Here is a 246-nt window from a genome sequence, read left to right on the forward strand (position 1 = left end):
GGGAAGGAACTGGCGGCAGCTCGGGAAACGGCGTTTCCAGTGCATCCGCCAGGCGATAGCCCACGCTGTCGAAACCGACGACGCGGGCGATGCTTTCGACGTGGCGCTTGCGGCCACGCCCGGCGATGTGGATGACGACGTTGATGGCCTCGGCGATCAACGCACGCGGCGGATTCACCGCCACTTCAAGAATCAGTTGCTCCAGGCGCAGCAGCGCGCCCAAGGCGGAACCGGCGTGAATCGTGG

At 65.9% G+C, this 246-nt stretch carries 1 pseudogene; it reads right to left on the reverse strand.

Annotation, left to right across the window (positions count from 1 at the left end):
- A pseudogene (locus tag SB816_RS34115) lies at positions 1-246 on the reverse strand (P-type conjugative transfer ATPase TrbB); the annotation flags it as partial.

This window comes from Achromobacter sp. SIMBA_011 (assembly GCF_046535435.1).
Taxonomy (GTDB): Bacteria; Pseudomonadota; Gammaproteobacteria; order Burkholderiales; family Burkholderiaceae_B; genus Achromobacter; species Achromobacter dolens.